The following is a 13,668-nucleotide window of genomic DNA, read 5'->3' on the forward strand; positions in this document are numbered from 1 at the left end:
TATATATTCTTTCTGCAATGAATTACCCAATTCTTTAGCAATCAACTATTCAATAAAATTAATAATTATGAGCAAATTTCTACTCGTTTTATCACTTCTATCTGTTTTTGTGTTTTCTGTAGCCAGCGCGCAAACCAAGCAGTTTACGGGAACGGTTAAAGACAAGACAGACGGACAACCTTTGGTGGGCGTTAGTGTAACCGTAAAAGATTCGAAAACTGGCGGCAGTACCGATGCAAATGGCGTATTTAAAGTTACTGTGCCCCAAAAGGGCGGAGTGCTTACGTTTACCTACATTGGGTATAAAACCCGGACCATCACACTTGCTGATCAAAGCAAATTGGATATCACTTTAGAAGAAGATGCCAATACACTGCAAGAAGTAACTGTTAACATTGGTTATGGTGTGGTTAGGAAGAAAGATTTAACCGGAGCAGTTTCTTCTGTTGGTGCAGATGTAATTGCAGCGGCGCCAGTTTCTTCAGCATTAGAAGCCATCCAGGGTCGGGTAGCTGGGATTAACATTGCCACTACCGAAGGTTCTCCCGATGCAGATTTAGTGGTTCGTGTTCGCGGTGGCGGGTCAATTACCGGTGATAACTCTCCACTTTATATTGTTGATGGTTTCCCGGTTGCATCGATCGCTGATATAGCCCCACAAGATATCGAAACTATTGATGTATTAAAAGACGCATCATCTACCGCAATTTATGGGTCGAGGGGTGCAAACGGTGTAATTTTGGTTACAACAAAAAACAGTAAAGATGGTAAAACATCGGTAAGTTACAACGTTTTTACGGGCGTTAAGCAGTTGGCTAATAAACTTGATGTTTTAACGCCAATTGACTATGTTACCTGGCAGTACGAAAGGGCGGCTTTAGACAAGACACCAAATGACTACACTCAATATTTTGGCAACTATCAAGACATTGATTTGTATAGAAATGTGCCTGCTAACGATTGGCAGGAAATTATTTTCGGGCGCACCGGAACTACCTTTAACCAAAACATAAACATTAGCGGTGGTGGCGAAAAAACGAAGTACAGCTTAAGCCATAGTTTTGTCAAAGACAAAGCCATTATGCAACTTTCAGACTTTGAAAGACAGAACATCAACTTCAAATTAAATCACAAATTATACAAAGGCTTAACCCTTGATTTTGGTTTGAGATACGCGGATGCAAAAACGAAAGGTGGTGGTGCAAATGAACAAAATGAGGTTTCTTCTGCCGATTCCCGATTGAAAAATGCCATGCTTTATCCATCATTTCCAGTTCCGGGATTAACCACTACTACCGAAACGGATGATGAATTTAATCTATACAATCCACTGATTTCTATTTCTGATAATGATCAGTATGTGCATCGAAAAACCTACAATATCAATGGTGCAATAAGCTATGATATCATCGAAAATTTAAGATTAAGGTCTGAAGTGGGTTATGATGGTTTCAGAAATGACATGGATCGCTTTTATGGCAACACAACCTATTACGTTAGAAATGTGCCGTCAGCGGAGAACCAGAATTTTCCGGCGATTATATTCACCAATACCAATAGAAACAGTATCAGAAACACCAATACCTTAAATTATAATTTCAGTAAAATTTTAGGTAAAGATCATAACCTGAATATGTTGCTGGGGCAGGAATTTATTAAAACAGAATTAGGTGTTTTAACCAACGTGGTACATGGATTTCCAAAATCTTTTGGTTTTCAGGAAGCACGAGTATTATCAACGCAAGGAAAAGCCAACTCAATTGACAATAACTTTTCTCCTGATGATAAATTACTTTCATTTTTTGGAAGGGCAAACTATGATTTTCAGGGTAAATACCTGTTAAGCGCCACATTTAGAGCAGATGGCTCATCTAAATTTTCTCCTGAAAATCGATGGGGATATTTTCCTTCAGTTTCTGGAGCCTGGAGAGTTTCGCAGGAAGACTTTATGAAAGGAACCAAATCATGGCTAACAGATTTGAAACTAAGAGCAAGTTACGGTACGGCTGGTAACAATAATATTCCTCCCGGGCAAATGAACCAAACTTTCCAAAACTCGGTAACCACTTGGGTAAATGGCTTTAATAACTACTGGGCAGCATCAAAAACAATGGCGAATCCAGATTTGAAGTGGGAAACTACAGTGACTAAAAATATCGGATTGGATTTTTCATTATTCAATTATCAACTTACCGGTACCATTGATGCCTATTTAAACCGTACGAAAGATTTACTGCTTCAATTTCCGGTTGCTGGTACTGGTTATGATTTTCAATATCGCAATATCGGCGAAACACAGAACAAAGGACTGGAGTTTTCATTGAACTGGAATGCCATTAAAAAAACAAATTTTGATTTGAGTTTTAGTGCCAACATCAACTTCAACAGAAACAAAATCATCTCATTAGGCGCAATTAAAAACATCAATGGTACATCCAATTGGGCATCCACAGAAATTAATGTTGATTATTTAGTGGAAGAAGGATCATCAGTTGGAAGAATTTATGGCTACCGCAATGCAGGAAGATATGAAGTTTCTGATTTTTCTGGATTCAACTCAACTACCGGTACCTGGACCTTAAAGCCAGGCGTAGTTGATGGTAAGGAATTTTTAGGAACGATCCGTCCGGGTACAATGAAGATTGAAGATCTTTCTGGTGATGGCAAAATAGATCTTTCAGACAGAACGGTTATCGGAAATGCAAACCCATTAAATACCGGAGGTTTTTCAGTTAATTCCAGAATTTATGGCTTCGATATTGGCGCTTACTTCAATTGGAGTTATGGTAATGATATTTACAATGCCAATAAAATCGAATATACATCAACCAGTAAATACAATTCTAGAAATATGATTTCGATTATGGAAAGTGGCAGCCGTTGGAACAATCTTCGTGCTGATGGAACCATCAGTAACGACCCTGCTGAACTTACAGCGATGAATGCAAATACTACTTTATGGTCGCCATATATGAAAACTTTCGTTTTAAGCGATTGGGCTGTAGAAGATGGATCTTTCTTGCGTTTATCTACATTAACATTGGGCTATACATTGCCATCAAAAATATCTGAAAAGCTGAAAATGAAAAAATTAAGGGTTTATGCTTCTGCCTATAACCTTTGGTTATTAACAAATTACACAGGTTTCGATCCAGAGGTTTCTACCCGCCGTAGAACCAACCTTACGCCGGGAGTAGATTACTCGGCTTACCCTAAAAGTCAGTCGTTTGTGTTTGGTTTAAATGTTAATTTCTAATTTTTAAGAATATGAAAAAGATTATATATATCCTGTTTGTTATTGCAGGGATAACTACTTTAAACAGTTGTAGAAAGACGCTGGAAGCACCAACTAAATCGTCTTTGGATGAATCAGTTATTTTTTCAACGCCGGGTTTAGCAGAAGGAGCAGTTGCTGGAATTATCCAGTCTTTTGGCGAAACCAATTCTTATCGCGGTCGTTTTTTAGTATTCTATGGCATTAACAACGATACTGAAGTAAATAATGCCTTAAAAGCAACGGCTGATGATAAATCGCGGCTTTCAAATTACAACACCAACGTAAATAACGGGCAGATGAATACAGATAACAATGCCTGGGCGAAGTTTTATGAAGGCATTGAGCGAGCAAACTTAGCAATTAGCGGTATCCGAACTTATGGTAACATTTCAAGCAGCCCTCAAATGGCGCAGATTCTTGGCGAAATATTAACGCTTCGTGCCGTTTTATATAATGATTTAATTAAAGGTTGGGGCGATGTTCCTGCTCGTTTCGAACCGATTACGACAGCTACAACTTATCTGGCCAGAAATGATAGAGATGTAATTTATAAACAGCTTTTAAAAGATCTGGATGAAGCAGCAGGTTATCTGCCATGGCCAAATGAAAATGCAACAACTGCTAAGGTAGAGCGTGTAAGCAAAGCTTTTGCTAAAGGATTGAGAGCCCGTTTGGCCTTGGCTGCAGGTGGTTATGCACAACGCTTGGATGGTACGGTTCGCTTGAGTGCCGATGCCGATTTATCGAAAGATAAAATGTATGCCATTGCCAAAAAAGAATGTGTGGATATTATTAATAGTGGCAAACTTCGCTTGTTGGGTTTCGAAGAAGTTTTCAGAAAACTTAATGAAGAGGCTGGTGCAGCAGGATTAGAGTCTGTTTGGGAAATTCCTTTTAGTGAAGGCAGAGGCCGTGTGATTTTTGATTTGGGAGTGAAGCATCTAAAAACAGATAAATACACCGGTCAGAATAAAGGTGGCACTAATGGACCCAATCCAATTATGCTTTACGAGTATGAAACAGGTGATGTTAGAAGAGACGTTACCGTGGTGCCTTACGAATGGGATGGCGGCACCGGCGACACAGGTGGATATCAGGTTCCGTCAAGCTTAGGCCGTTTATACTTCGGTAAGTACCGTTACGAGTGGATGAAAAGACGCGTTACCTCAACCAACGATGATGGCTTGAATTGGATGTATATGCGTTATGCAGACGTAGTTTTAATGGCCGCTGAAGCCATTAATGAGTTGGATGGACCAGCTGCCGCTGCTCCATATTTAAAAATGATCCGCGATCGTGCTTTCCCGGGCAACGCAGCAAAAGTAACTACATTTATGGCATCTGCAACGGCATCTAAGCAAACATTTTTTGATGCTATTGTAAATGAGAGAGCATTGGAATTTACAGGCGAAATGTTGAGGAAAGGCGATTTAATTCGCTGGAATTTGCTCAACACAAAAATCGCTGAAGCAAAAACGAAGTTGCAACAATTAGAAAACAGACAAGGTAAATATGCAGCACTTCCTTTAAAAATATATTACAAAACAGCTGCCAATGGCGAAAATGTCGAAATTTATGGTTTAAATTTTGGCGATACCGATGCCCAGGGTGTGGCTTTAGGTTATACTTCTAATAAAGCCTGGACGATGGTGGCTACTGGCGATGCTTCTACTTATTGGGATGCGCTAGCTGTTAAAGATCCAAACGCACAACAAGTTTGGCCGATATGGCAGGTTTTCTTAGACTCATCCAACGGATTGTTGAACAACAAAAACTTGAACTTATAATGAACAGGGTTATGAATAGAAATAAACTATATACCATCATTTGCTGTGTATTGACCTCAATTGGTTTATTGGGTTGTAAAGATAATGTAACGGAAGAAATTACAAAGCTGCAAGTAGACAGGGCATTTTCGCCAACAGGCTTAACCGCTACCATTGTTGATAAAACTGGCGTTAGATTAACCTGGAAGGCAGTTAATAATGCAAAAACTTATACAATCGAAGTTTTTGAAACTGCCGATTTCTCAGGAACGCCAACAAAAACAGTTGATAACATTACATTTCTGCAAGTTCCGTATACGCTAACAGGTTTGACTGGTGATACGCAATATTCCATCCGTGTAAAGGCGGTTGGCGAAGGGGTAACAGATTCAAAATATGTTACCGCTACAGCCAAAACTGATGCAGAGCAAATTTTTCAGGCTGTAAATACGGCTAAATTGACGGCAACATCTGCCACGCTTAACTGGCCAGCCGGACAAGCAGCTACAACAATTACCTTTACCCCAGGCAATATTACCCTTACCATTACTGCCGCCGAAGTTGCTGTTGGCGAAGCGGTGATTACAGGTTTAACAGGCGAAACGGTATACACGGCAAAACTGCTTAACGGCGCAAAAGTACGTGGCACAATTACGTTTACTACCCCACTTGATTTAGGTGGCGCTATTGCCGTAACACCTGCAGATAACTTGGCTATCTTAATTACTAACGCAAATGCTGGTGATGTTTTTGCCCTTTTTCCAGGTACATACAATATCAATGCAGATTTAGTGATTGGCAAATCTATTTCTTTAAAAGGCGCTAGACCATCTTCTAAACCAGTTATAGTAGGGGCAGCCTTTAAACTTAGAGCTAACGCGGGGCTGGCAATAAAAGATTTGTTGCTGGATGGTACAGGTTCTATAGCCGGTCAAACAATTGTTTATGATGAAGCCTCAGATAATGCCTATGGAAATCTTTCAATCCAAGATAGTGAAATTAAGAATTATGCAAAAGGCATTTTATACATTAATGTAAAAGCTCTTGCAGAAAACATTACTTTTAGAGGGAATTTGATTCATGATGTAGCCTGTGCGGGAGCTGGTTTTGTAGATTTCAGAACTGGTTTAGCCAAAAACTTTTTGTTTGAAAACAATACGGTATTTAACATCACTGAAGATGGCTCAAGAGATCTGTTTAGAATGGACGGAACGACTAATTTCCCTGGTACCACCAGCATCATCACCATCAGGACAAATACCTTTTATAAAGCGTTAAGTAAAGCCTCTGGTCGCTATTTATACATTCGTTTGCTGCTGAACCAGATAACGTTTGCAAAAAATATCATTTCAGATAGCGACAACTACTATACAAATCAGGCGTCAACAACACTAACTTCGGTAACGGAAAATAACTATTTTAATGCCCCTAACTTTACAGCAAGTACCGCTGCAAATGCTAGAAATGATACGGGAACCTTTACAACCCTAAATCCTGGATTTACCAATGCAGCTGCAGGCAACTTTACCATTAGTCAATCAGATTTGAGAGCCAACGCGGTCGGAGATCCGAGGTGGAGAAATTAATATCCCTATTTATATTCAAGGGCAGATTTTATCTGCCTTTTTTATGGATTTTAAATTCTAGCGTTTAAATTTATAGCATGAGTCAGCTTACATCGTTTAAATATTTCATTTTTCTTTTTCTGGTACTAACTTTCATTCAGGCAAATGCTCAGGACCCTAGATACCCGGCAGAAATTACGGTTGCTCAGGATGGTACTGGAAACTACAAAACCATTCAGGAAGCGGTAAATTCCATTCGTGATTTAGGGGAAAAACAAGTAGTCATCAAAATTAAAAATGGTACCTATCAGGAAAAAATCGTTATTCCTTCTTGGAAGATAAACCTGAAACTGATAGGAGAAAGTAAAGAACATACCATCATCACCAACAACGATTATTCTGGAAAACCGGTTCCTGGAGGCAAAGATGCATTTGGTTTGGAGAAGATGTCTACTTATACTTCTTACACAATTTTAGTTCAGGGGAGTGATGTTTCGTTGGAAAAATTGACCATCATAAACGCTGCCGGTCGTGTTGGGCAGGCAGTAGCATTGCATGTTGAAAGCGATCGTTTCACCGCAAAGAACTGTAATATTTCAGGCAATCAGGATACTTTATATGCAGCAACAGAAAGTAGTCGCCAGTTTTACCAGGATTGCTTTATTGAAGGAACAACCGATTTTATTTTCGGGAAATCGACTGTAGTTTTTCAGAATTGTATTATCAAAAATTTAAGCGATTCTTACATTACAGCCGCCTCAACCTCACAAAATCAACCTTTCGGTTTTGTGTTTTTGAATTGCAAAATCATTGCTGATCCTTACGTTTCCAAAGCCTATTTAGGACGTCCATGGCGGCCATACGCCAAAACAGTTTTCATCCAATGCGAATTAGGGAAGCATATTTCACCTCTCGGATGGAGTCCCTGGAAAGGTGACAAAATGTTTCCTGATAAAGAACAAACCGCACTTTACGCCGAATATCAAAGTGCAGGTTTGGGCGCTTCACCATCAACCCGACTCCCATGGACCAAACAATTATCAGATAAAGAAGCTAAAACATGCAACCTTAAAAATATTCTCAGTGGATCTGATCACTGGAACCCTTTAACGGATTTATAATGAATAAACCAAAATTTTACGCCGGCTTTGGCATGGCCCTCCTTGTGCTATTGTTTGCTTTCAAATCTCAACAGAAACAAACAGTCCTATATATTATTGGCGATTCTACTGCGGCAAATAAGGCAGCAGATAAGTTCCCTGAAACGGGTTGGGGGATGGAATTGCAGCGTTTTTTTAAGGACGAAGTGAAAGTAGATAACAGGGCTTTAAATGGCAGAAGTACTAAATCTTTCCGTGCTGAAAAGCGATGGCAACCGGTTTTGGATAATTTGAAAGTGGACGATTATGTATTTATTGAATTCGGGCACAATGATGAGAAAATCGATAAGCCAACGGTTGGTGTTTCCTTAGCAGATTTTAAAATCAACCTTATTAATTATGTTAATGAAACCAGGAGTAAAAAGGCCATTCCCGTATTGCTTACACCAATTTCGAGGAGAAGCTTTAAGGACGGTGTGCTGGTAGATTCGCATGGCGATTATCCTAAAATTACAAGATTGGTTGCAGATTCATTAAAAGTGCCGCTGATTGATATGCTGGCCAAAACAGAAAAATTATTGAATAAATTAGGTAATCAGGCATCTATAAAATTGTTTCTTCATGTTGATTCCGGACATGTAAATTATCCCAAAGGGAAAAAGGATGATACACATCTAAGTCCAGATGGCGCGAAACAAATAGCCGGCCTGGCAGTGCAGGGAATCAGAGAAAACAAACTGAGCTTGGTGAAGAAATTGAAATAAAGGGTTGCTACAGCTATTGGCTTTTGAGATTGCTTTGCTATTTCTCTAACCTAGTCGTCATGCTAAATTTATTTCAGGGTATCATTAGCATGAAAGATGCTTAATAAATTCCACCTCAGGATTCTTCAAATCAAGCTGATTATCTCTCAAAAGGCAAAAAAGCCGCAGATTCACAAAACAATCTGTGAATCTGCGGCCAACTTTTTAACTATTTACTAAAAAATATACTTCGTACTTAAGAAATTTGAATCATTCCCATTCACAATTTCATTTAATAGTTTCTTGTTGTCATCGGTAAATTTGGTGGCCACCAATGAGCGGATAGAAAAGGAACGCAAAGCATCAACGACAGAAAGTGTTCCTTCGGCACTATCTTTACGGCCTGTGAAAGGGAAGACGTCTGGTCCGCGTTGGCATTGGCAATTAATGTTTACCCGGCTTACCTGATTAACCAAAGGATCGATTAGTGATGAAATGACATTGGCATTGCTGCTAAAAATACTTACTTGTTGTCCGTGGGGCGAGCCGATTAAATATTCGATGGGTTCTTCCAAATCATCAAAAGGAACAACCGGTACAATCGGTCCAAACTGCTCTTCTCGATACAGTTTCATGTTGCTGTTTACCGGATATACAATGGCAGGATAAACAAACGTTTCGAAAATTTGACCACCATTCTTGTTTACCACTTTAGCGCCATGCGCAATGGCATCATCAATGCAATCTTTTAAATATTCAGGTTTATTTAATTCAGGTAGCGGCGTTAGATTTACGCCCTTTTCCCAAGGCATTCCGAATTTTAGCTTTTCAACTTCTGTAGAAAACCGTTTTAAGAATTCTTGTGCCAAACTTCGGTGAACGTAAACAATTTTCAATGCTGTACAGCGCTGGCCATTAAACGAAAGTGAGCCCAAAACAGTTTCAGAAACCGCCAGATCCAGATCAGCATCTTTAGTGATGATGGCTGCGTTTTTGGCATCTAAGCCTAAAATAGCTCTTAAACGGTTTACTTTTGGATGCAATTTCTTAAGCTCATTTGCCACCTTGCTTGAACCGATCAAAGTTAATACATTGATTTTCCCTGATTTCATTAAACCTGGTACAATGGTATTTCCGCGACCATAAATGGTATTTACAACTCCTTTTGGAAAGCTTGAACGGAAAGCATCTAGCAAGGGATAATGCAATAACGTTCCGTGTTTAGGTGGTTTAAATAAAAGTGTATTGCCCATAATCAGGGCCGGAATTAAAGTAGTAAAAGTTTCATTTAAGGGATAATTAAACGGACCCATACACAGCACAACGCCCAGCGGCGAACGACGTACCTGAGCAACAATTCCCTGCTCGATTTCGAAACGAGAAGATTGCCTGTCAATATCTTTCAGGGCATCGATGGTTGCGTAAATATATTCAACTGTACGATCGAATTCCTTGATTGAGTCGGCGTAAGATTTACCAATTTCCCACATAATCAGCTTAGCCACAATCTCCTTTTGCTCCAGCATTTTGTGCGTAAAGTTTTCTACGCAGGTAATGCGATCGGCTACGCTCATGGTTGGCCATTGCCCGCGACCATTATCGTAAGCCGCTACGGCTGCATCTAAAGCCTCGGTGGATTCTTTTTCGGTACATACGGGAAAACTTCCGATGCGCTTCCTTTTGTATCCTTCGGGAGTTTTGATGCAAACTGGAGAAAAAACCTCGTTAAAAGGTCCGTTCCACGGTTTCATTTCTCCATTAGATAGAAACTCTTTTTGATTGATTTCTTCTTTGAGCCTAAATTCATCTGGAATCTGGTTCTCTTCAACGAAAATACTTTCGAGGTTTAGCGTGGTGCTCAATGTTGGCTTGGTTGTTAGGGTTTATAATGGTGTTAATCTATAGTTTAAGTATAGATTAGTTTTATTTTTAAGGCTGAAGGTTTAGCGTAGTTAATTCGCAAACCTTCAGCCTGATAATTATGCTAATTCGATAACTTTATACTTCGGTACTAATGTTTTCATCACTGTCCAGCCAATTAAGTAACAAACCGCACAGATAGAGAAGATAATGAAATAACCGGCTTCTTCGCCTTTGAAACCCATAAAAACGATTTCATTTTTACCCGTATAATCAAACAGTAAACCCGATCCTTTATTGATAATGAAAGAGCCGATACCGCCTGCCATACCACCGATGCCAGTAATAGTTGCAATGGCTTTTTTAGGAAACATATCGCCCACGGTAGAAAAAATATTTGCTGACCAAGCCTGGTGTGCTGCTCCGGCAATACCGATGATGATTACTGGAATCCAATAAGTAATATGACCCAAAGGTTGTGCTGCCAAAGCTAAAAGCGGAAAAAATGCGAAAATTAGCATCGCTCTCATTCTGCCTTCGTAAGGGTTCATGCCTTTTTTATCAACGAAGTAAGTTGGTAACCAGCCGCCGATAATGGATAGCAGCGTAATCATGTAAAGCACAAATAAAGGTAAAGCACTCTGGGTAGAGTCCATTCCGTAAACCGATTTAAGATAGGCTGGTGTCCAGAATAAAAAGAACCACCATACACCGTCCGTCATAAATTTACCAAAGGCAAAAGCCCAGGTTTGTTTGTATTTGAAGCAATCGATAAACGATACTTTTTCTTTGGTTTCTTCTACATAATCGGCCAATTTTCTATCTGCGATTAAATCTTGTTGGATGTAGGCCAACTCTTCAGCGCTTACTCTTTTATGCAATTCTGGTTTGTTGTAAACGAAAACCCAAAGTCCCATCCATACAAAACCTAAAGCACCGATGATGATGAAAGACATTTCCCAGCCATAAGCCTTCGCAATAAAAGGAATGGTAATCGGAGCAGCCAAAGCACCCACAGTAGCCCCAGCATTAAAGATACTGGTTGCAAAAGCACGGTCTTTTTTAGGGAAATATTCTGCTGTGGCTTTAATCGCCGCAGGGAAATTCCCGGCTTCACCTACTGCCAAAACAAATCTTGCAAAGATGAACAAAGTAACACTTACCGAAACAACCATTCCGGTATCGTTAACTCTACCAATAATTTCTTTTGCTCCTTCGAATCCTACAAACCAATTGCCTTCGATGATTCCGGCAGTAGCGATACCGCAGTAAGCATGTAAACACGCACCAACAGACCATACACCAATTGCCCAGAGAAAGCCTTTTTTGGTGTCTAACTTATCAACCAAACGACCAGCAAAAAGCATTGAAATGGCATAAAATATAGAGAACAATGCGGTAATATTTCCATAATCATTATTATCCCAATGAAACTCTGGTTTAATAAAATCTGTCCATGTTAACGAAAGTACCTGTCTATCTAAGTAATTTATGGTGGTGGCAAGAAACAGGAGTAAACATATCGTCCATCGGTATTTGCCTATTTTTGGTTGATTCATTTGGTTAGTGGTATTTAAATTTTACTTGCTTTGCTTAATTAAGTCGAGTGCGAGTTTGGTGTTATCTGCCAGTTCTTCATAAAGGCCTTTTGCCATTACGTCTTTACTAATTAATTTGCTGCCCATGCCTACCGCACAAACGCCAGCCTTGAACCAGGTTTTTAAATTCTCAGCATCGATTTCAACGCCACCTGTAGGCATAAATAATTGCCCTGCGAATAAATCTTTTATTGATGATACGAACTCCGGTCCTAAAATGTTGGCAGGGAAAATCTTAATTAACATTGCTTTATGCTGTTGTGCAATACTAATTTCCGTCGGCGTCATACATCCAGGAATCCAAAGCATCCCGATTTTGTTCGCTATTTCAGCTACCTCAGGGTTTACGATTGGCGCCACGATAAAGTCTGTTCCGGCATCGATAAAAGCATTTGCATCAGCAGCTGTTTTGATGGTGCCAATACCCAAATAAAGATCAGGCATTTCAGCATCACGTACTTCTTTTAACTTTTTAAAATTAGGTAAAGCGGATTTACCACGATTGGTATATTCAAAAACGCGGACACCTGCATTATACAAAGTGCGTAAAATTTCTACACTTCCAGTTTCGCTATCCTGATAGAAAAGCGGAAGCATCCCTTGTTCTAAAATGGCATCTAAAATTTTGTGTTTGTTACTAATCATGGCGTATCATTATTTTTTCAATGTCTGCTACGGTACTCGTCGTGGCATCGCTTGGAATGTATAATTTATCGTAGGCTGCAGCGGTTGCAAAATTTAAAGTTTCTTCCACAGGTAACTGGTTATAAAAACCATAAATTAATCCTGCCATAAAACAATCGCCACTGCCTACTTTATCTAAAATTTCATCTGAAACATATTCTTCAGATACGGTTAGTTTGTCTTCGGTATAAATTGCGGTGTAATATTGTATTCCTTTTCCATTATCGAAACGGAAGGTGTTGGCTACAGCTCTGCAAGCTGGAAACAAACTTAATATTTCTTTAGAGGTATCCGTTGCTTGTTGCAGTAACGTTTCCTTTGCATAACCTTCTGTGGGCTTTAAATCTTCGTGAAGAGCAGTACCTAACATTTTGTTAGCCGCCCAAACGTTGCCCATGATTAAAGTGCAATATTTTGCCAGTTCAGGTAGAACATCTATCGGATCTTTACCATATTTCCAGAGTTTAGCTCTGTAATTTAAATCCAGCGAAATAATAATATTTCTTTCACTTGCTTCTTTTAAAGCCTCAAGGCAAACATCAGCTATCGATTGGTTGATAGCAGGACATATAGCGCTGAAATGGAACCAGGTAATCCCCTGAAAAACTTTATCCCAGTCAATCTGACCAACTTTCAATTCTGCATAAGAAGAATTTGCCCTATCGTAAATTACTCCGGCATTTTTTAAATCTTTCCCTTTTGGGAGATAGTATAACCCCAATCTATCGCCGCCAAAAACCATTGGCGAGGTATCAATATTTCTAACTTTTAAATACTCTTCAATCTCTCGGGTAACAGAATTATCTGGCATAGCCGATAAATAAGCAGATGGAACATTCCACAACGCCAATGCAGTGGCCGCATTTAGTTCAGCGCCACCAACGTAAAAAGGCAACCTACTTTCCTTTAACCATTGCCCATCCATATCAGGGCAAATACGCAAAAGGATTTCTCCGAAACTTAAAACTTTTTCTCCTTTTTTTACCAAGGATGATATCTGGTCACTCATTATATGTTTTATCGGTTTTGCTTTAGTTCGTGTGGCCACGAACCAGATTATTCCGGTTCATGAAAA

General features: G+C 39.5%; 9 protein-coding genes. 5 read left to right on the plus strand and 4 right to left on the minus strand.

The annotated features are described in order from the left end of the window. The first annotated feature begins 67 nt into the window (after positions 1-67). From OQZ33_RS13960 to OQZ33_RS13980, 5 genes are all read left to right on the plus strand, one after another. Positions 68-3,256, plus strand: coding sequence for a SusC/RagA family TonB-linked outer membrane protein (locus OQZ33_RS13960; RefSeq protein ID WP_265799635.1), 3,189 nt, complete (start codon positions 68-70; stop codon positions 3,254-3,256). 11 nt (positions 3,257-3,267) lie between these two features. Then, positions 3,268-5,064, plus strand: a complete 1,797-nt coding sequence (locus OQZ33_RS13965) for a RagB/SusD family nutrient uptake outer membrane protein (protein ID WP_265799636.1) — start codon at positions 3,268-3,270, stop codon at positions 5,062-5,064. Between the two features lie 11 nt (positions 5,065-5,075). Next, positions 5,076-6,629 carry a DUF4957 domain-containing protein gene (locus OQZ33_RS13970; RefSeq protein WP_265799637.1) on the plus strand — a complete coding sequence of 518 codons (1,554 nt, stop codon included), beginning with the start codon at positions 5,076-5,078 and terminating at the stop codon, positions 6,627-6,629. Between the two features lie 77 nt (positions 6,630-6,706). Continuing rightward, entirely contained in the window at positions 6,707-7,729 is a 1,023-nt protein-coding gene (locus OQZ33_RS13975) for a pectinesterase family protein (RefSeq protein WP_265799638.1), read from the plus strand. Next, complete coding sequence (locus OQZ33_RS13980; protein WP_265799639.1) at positions 7,729-8,472, plus strand: rhamnogalacturonan acetylesterase; 744 nt, start codon at positions 7,729-7,731, stop codon at positions 8,470-8,472. Before OQZ33_RS13975 ends, OQZ33_RS13980 begins: the two co-directional genes overlap by 1 nt. A gap of 215 nt (positions 8,473-8,687) precedes the next feature. On the opposite strand, the gene OQZ33_RS13985 is transcribed toward OQZ33_RS13980, so the two are convergent. The 4 genes from OQZ33_RS13985 to OQZ33_RS14000 all read right to left on the minus strand — a co-directional run bounded on the left by OQZ33_RS13985 (position 8,688) and on the right by OQZ33_RS14000 (position 13,602). Further along, positions 8,688-10,313, minus strand: coding sequence for an NADP-dependent glyceraldehyde-3-phosphate dehydrogenase (locus OQZ33_RS13985; protein WP_265799640.1), 1,626 nt, complete (start codon positions 10,311-10,313; stop codon positions 8,688-8,690). Positions 10,314-10,430: 117 nt separating this feature from the next. Further along, positions 10,431-11,870, minus strand: coding sequence for an MFS transporter (locus OQZ33_RS13990; protein ID WP_265799641.1), 1,440 nt, complete (start codon positions 11,868-11,870; stop codon positions 10,431-10,433). Positions 11,871-11,891: 21 nt separating this feature from the next. After that, on the minus strand, positions 11,892-12,554 hold the full coding sequence (locus OQZ33_RS13995; RefSeq protein WP_265799642.1) for a bifunctional 4-hydroxy-2-oxoglutarate aldolase/2-dehydro-3-deoxy-phosphogluconate aldolase: 663 nt from the start codon (positions 12,552-12,554) through the stop codon (positions 11,892-11,894). Further along, the gene (locus tag OQZ33_RS14000; protein ID WP_265799643.1) at positions 12,547-13,602 is read right to left on the minus strand and encodes a sugar kinase; all 1,056 of its coding nucleotides are present in this window, start codon (positions 13,600-13,602) and stop codon (positions 12,547-12,549) included. Before OQZ33_RS14000 ends, OQZ33_RS13995 begins: the two co-directional genes overlap by 8 nt. Positions 13,603-13,668 lie beyond the last annotated feature (66 nt).

It is taken from the genome of Pedobacter sp. MC2016-05, assembly GCF_026239735.1.
In the GTDB taxonomy this organism is placed as follows: Bacteria; Bacteroidota; Bacteroidia; order Sphingobacteriales; family Sphingobacteriaceae; genus Pedobacter.